Raw genomic sequence first — 3,509 nt, forward strand, 5'->3', positions numbered from 1 at the left:
CTTTAAGGTTGGCCGGAATTTTTCCATTACATTTTGCGTTTTTGGTCCGGAATAGCAACCTTGCAGGAAAAATCTTAAGAAATCGTCCGACGGGTCCTCTAACTGAGCAGTAAAAATATTTTTAAACTCATGCGCATACTTTAATTCTGAAGCGGTGCTAAAAATGGAGTCAATATCGAAAACCGACTTGCAGAACTTTTTCAATTCCGGGACCTGATTATCTCGGATATCCAAAATGTTAATCGTCAAGAACGGATCCTTGTCCATTTTGTTGGCGTCCTCAAGGTCCGTATAAAAGCGATAAAATATACCGTTTGTGAGAATTGCAAATTTTGCGGGGGTAGTTCCAAAGTAACGGAATAGCTGCGAATCGTGCCGTTCCAGATTTTCTGTAATGGATTTGCATTCAATCAAAATTACAGGAGTGCCGTCCTGGATAATGGCATAGTCTACCTTCTCACCCTTTTTGATGCCCACATCCGCAGTAAACTCTGGAACAAATTCCTGCGGATTAAACACATCATAGCCGAGCATAGAGAAAAAGGGCATGATGATAGCCGTTTTGGTAGCCTCCTCGGTTTGGATGCTTCCGGTCAAAGACTCTACCCGCTTTGAGAACTGTTTCAGCTGATCAATGAAATCCATACTCTACACTCCTTGTAAAGTGTCCAATTTGGACACTTTTTTATTTTTGGCCCAACACATAGGGCGTGGTCACATTGCCTCGCTGGTTAGGCTCATTTTGAAGGCCAGCTTATTTATTTCCGGCTTATCAGTCCGGCCCAGCAGGTAGTCCACGGAGCAGTCAAGATAGTCAGCGATCTTAGCGAAGTTCGCATAAGAAATTTGCTTGCCCTTTGAAGGCTCCGATATAGTATTGATTCCTAGGCCACATTCAGAAAGCATCTCACCCAGGGAAGTTCCTTGCTGCTTCGCGCGATTCTTAATGCATTTTGCGATNTTATATGAATCGTACATAAAAGCCCTTATTTTTAGATAAACCAACAAAATTCATTTGATTGCGTGAAAATGCATTGACTTTCACACAATCAAGTGAAAACACAACCTCACGGACAGAAAATAAATCCAGCGGACAACCGAATAACCAGACAGGATACCTGCTGGATGGGGAAGCCGTGCTTTCGCGGGCCAAGTCCAGTACAGCGTCGTCAAGGCCGCCCGGGATATGGCCTGGCAAATCATTTTAGACGAGGGCATTTGTTCTCTGCCGGTCAATGTGGGCAGACTGTGCCGATCTCTGGGAATCAGCGTTCGGCAGTACGCCGGCGAGGATGACAGTGACGGAAGGAGCCTGATTGTAGCCGGACAGCCTTTAACCCTCGTCAGCCACCTCTCAACAAACGACCCGTCGCGCCCTGCGATCTTGATAATAATCCGTCCTTGCCCATCTCCGTCAACGGGGGTGGGTTCTTTTTGTTCGCCAGAGAGGCGGCTCTTGATGTCCTGGGCAAGGTATTCTGTGAGGGCGGCGCGGGCCTGTCCCTCCGGTGGGGCCTCCCTCAAAAGCTCGCTGATGGTGACGCCTAGGTACTGGGCCAGGAGCTGGACACTGTCAACTGACGGAACACGCCACACTTCACATTGTCCATAAGCATCTTTCCCGCCCCGCTCTCAATACAGGCCCTTGACGGAGAAACGCCCTTGGCACGGCAGTAATATTTGACATTTTCCACAAAAAACTCGACGTTCATTCCAAACTATGCCTTAAATTTGATTTGAAGGAAGTTACAGAAATCCAGCTATTAACAGAAATATATTGATATCTGGCAATAACCAGATTGTGCTTTACTTACACCACGGAAAATAAATCTATTAGGAAGGAAGGGGACAAGTGGCTAAGAACGTGTTTATCACTGACAGACCAGGAGCCCTTGATATCATTGTGGCCGACTGTAAGATGACGGAAGTTCTTTCTTACAAACTTGAGTGTTCCAATGGCCAGAGGGCTTTGACACCGGTTACAGACATTATTGGGGCGGTTACAACAGAGATTGAAGCGCCGAATATTTGCTTAATGGAAGGAAGGGGCATCTTCACTCCGCTTCATTGAAACATATTTTATTACAATTTATTCTACCACGCCCATCCAGGAAAAGCAAGAATCGAATCAGAAAGGCGGAAACCCATGAACATCCGAAAACTGCGGGAAGCGGCAGACCTGACCCCTGGCGATTTGGCGAAGGCCGCGCCATGCCGGAGGATGGCCGGAATATTTACAAAACCTGCCGGGAGCTGGCAGGTTACACCCAGGAACACGCCGCGGAGCTACTGGGCTGTTCCGTCCGGGCCTTGGCCCGCTATGAGGGCGGGGAGGCGTTCCCCTCCCGGACGACCTCGCTGTCCGTATGGACGCGCTTTACTCCAACCACGTTCTCGCCTGTGACCACCGTTGCCAGACCTCCCAGGTAGCGGCGGCTCTGCTACCGGCCGTGGAGGACTGCGGCTTGCAGACGGCGGTAATGCGGTGCTTTAACCGTATGGAGCGGTTTTTGGAGAAGCGTCCAGACCATCGGCTTATGGAGATTGCAGAGGAGTTGCCCAAAGCGTTTACCGAGGTCCGTCTGGCGGCGGGCCGGAGCACATAGGACGAGCTCCCNCCGGCGTAGAGTGTAGGGAGGTGATACATATGCCGAAACTGGGCCCGTTCCCCTTTGTCCCCAATATGGAGGACTGCCGTAAAATCGTAAAAACCGAGGGCTGTACCTGTTACATCATGGATGCCTGCTGCCGGAATATGACCGCCGCTGACAAAGCTGCCGCGGATGAGCGAATCCTTCAGGTCTATGTGAATCATGCGCTGAAAAAGGGGATTTCCGGGTCCGCATAACGACGGGAGCCCGTCGGCGGGCTCTGATGGGCAAGCCCTGATTTTGAAAGGAGCTGTTATGAAACACTATGTGATTCAGTCCCACGTCCACAACTGGGCCCCCTGGGGGGGTGCCCTGGCCGGGAATACGACACCTTAGAGGAGGCCAAGGCGGCCCTTGATGCCTTGCCCATTAAGGCGATTTACCGGATTGGCGAGAGCTATATTCAGGTGCGCTACAAGGCGGTTAAAGAACAGGAGGCCGTATGAACCNGCTTATGAGCGTTATCCCCGCCCGGGGCGGCTGGTGCATACAGGTTGTGCTTCCTAACGGAAAGATCCAGTGGGTCCCCTGCGGAGGGAGCTTCCGAGAGGCCATAGACCGGGCGCTCCAGTGGGAGCCGGAGGAAGGAGAAAGCGAATGAAACGCGCAAAAAAAGACCGCCCGAAGGTTGCAGCCTTCGAGCAGTCGTNTCCTGGGCTTGCGCCGAGGAACGTTTACATGATTATTATGGAAGCACTGATTAAGGAAGCACTGATTAAAGCAAGTAAAAGCCAGGCAAACAGACGAAGGCAGTGGAAACGTCCAATAAAGAACCATATTGGGGGATAAATTCCTCATTTTTCCAGTCCCAGCCCGGCCGAAGGGCGCAAAAACCTTAGGCGGGGCATAGGGAACCGC

The 3,509-nt window shown here is 50.8% G+C and carries 5 protein-coding genes; 4 read left to right on the forward strand and 1 reads right to left on the reverse strand.

Going from position 1 to position 3,509, the window contains the following annotated elements; genetic code table 11:
• Positions 1-645, reverse strand: a 645-nt coding sequence (locus tag JX325_RS13805) for a type I restriction endonuclease (protein ID WP_204791673.1), incomplete at its 3' end; no start/stop codon positions are given.
• A 1,207-nt stretch (positions 646-1,852) separates the two neighbouring features.
• Between JX325_RS13805 and JX325_RS13810 the strand changes: the two genes are divergently transcribed.
• From JX325_RS13810 to JX325_RS13825, 4 genes are all read left to right on the forward strand, one after another.
• Positions 1,853-2,071: a hypothetical protein gene (locus tag JX325_RS13810; RefSeq protein ID WP_204791674.1), complete on the forward strand. Its 219-nt coding sequence runs from the start codon at positions 1,853-1,855 to the stop codon at positions 2,069-2,071.
• 140 nt (positions 2,072-2,211) lie between these two features.
• Positions 2,212-2,430 carry a helix-turn-helix transcriptional regulator gene (locus tag JX325_RS18760; protein ID WP_204791675.1) on the forward strand — a complete coding sequence of 73 codons (219 nt, stop codon included), beginning with the start codon at positions 2,212-2,214 and terminating at the stop codon, positions 2,428-2,430.
• Positions 2,367-2,606 carry a hypothetical protein gene (locus JX325_RS13820; RefSeq protein WP_204791676.1) on the forward strand — a complete coding sequence of 80 codons (240 nt, stop codon included), beginning with the start codon at positions 2,367-2,369 and terminating at the stop codon, positions 2,604-2,606. The genes JX325_RS18760 and JX325_RS13820 overlap by 64 nt, the downstream gene beginning before the upstream one ends.
• Before the next feature lie 41 nt (positions 2,607-2,647).
• On the forward strand, positions 2,648-2,848 hold the full coding sequence (locus tag JX325_RS13825; RefSeq protein ID WP_204791677.1) for a hypothetical protein: 201 nt from the start codon (positions 2,648-2,650) through the stop codon (positions 2,846-2,848).
• Positions 2,849-3,509 lie beyond the last annotated feature (661 nt).

The sequence above is a fragment of the Oscillibacter sp. CU971 genome (assembly GCF_905219725.1).
Taxonomy (GTDB): Bacteria; Bacillota; Clostridia; order Oscillospirales; family Oscillospiraceae; genus Oscillibacter.

What these genes read in the sequence shown, in the direction of transcription:
- JX325_RS18760 (WP_204791675.1), top strand. Translation starts at nt 2,212, where the DNA reads ATGCCGGAGGATGGCCGGAATATTTACAAAACCTGCCGGGAGCTGGCA.
- JX325_RS13820 (WP_204791676.1), top strand. Translation starts at nt 2,367, where the DNA reads ATGGACGCGCTTTACTCCAACCACGTTCTCGCCTGTGACCACCGTTGC.
- JX325_RS13825 (WP_204791677.1), top strand. Translation starts at nt 2,648, where the DNA reads ATGCCGAAACTGGGCCCGTTCCCCTTTGTCCCCAATATGGAGGACTGC.